This is a genomic window from Geobacillus sp. G4 (genome assembly GCF_040327975.1).
Classification (GTDB): Bacteria; Bacillota; Bacilli; order Bacillales; family Anoxybacillaceae; genus Geobacillus; species Geobacillus thermoleovorans.
Map to the genome: position 1 here is coordinate 1 of NZ_JBEPJY010000086.1, position 288 is coordinate 288.

The window sequence follows — 288 nt, forward strand, 5'->3', positions numbered from 1 at the left end:
TTCGAACCTACGACCTACCGGTTAACAGCCGGTTGCTCTACCGCTGAGCTATTGCGGAATGATGAATAACTATATGTCATGCACATCTTCCCAATGTGCTCGTTGCCTCTTCCTCTGCCAGCTAATTCAAGGAAGCGAGATGCGTCGAGGCAACTCGTAGCGAATTCGAAGATGTGAAGCTCGTCGCTGAACTATTGCAGAATAATGAAACATTGCCTAGCAGCGACCTACTCTTGCAGGGGCGCTGGCCCCAACTACCATCGGCGCTGGAGGGCTTAACTTCCGTGT

General features: G+C 51.4%; 1 rRNA gene. It reads right to left on the reverse strand.

The features are described 5' to 3' along the window. Positions 1-214: 214 nt before the first annotated feature. A 5S ribosomal RNA gene (gene rrf / locus ABS784_RS17420) occupies positions 215-288 on the reverse strand; the annotation flags it as partial.